At 34.5% G+C, this 220-nt stretch carries 1 protein-coding gene; it reads left to right on the top strand.

The features are described 5' to 3' along the window. On the top strand, positions 1-220 hold a 220-nt coding region (locus HMPREF2660_RS10970; protein ID WP_168160789.1), incomplete at both ends, for a hypothetical protein.

Raw genomic sequence — 220 nt, forward strand, 5'->3', positions numbered from 1 at the left:
GCTTGGGATGACACCGAAAACAAATTAAAAATATTGGAAGAAAACCACTACTACCCTTTTGGGTTGAAACATAAAGGTTACCAACCGTTACAACAAATCATTGTAACTCCAGGTGAAGATATTGCAAGTAATAGAACAACTATTGAAGCAAAATTTGGCGATATAGGAATAGGAATTGATAATTCTATCTCAACGGGTTCGGCTACGTATAATTATAAGT

Source organism: Weeksella sp. HMSC059D05 (assembly GCF_001809725.1).
Taxonomy (GTDB): domain Bacteria; phylum Bacteroidota; class Bacteroidia; order Flavobacteriales; family Weeksellaceae; genus Weeksella; species Weeksella virosa.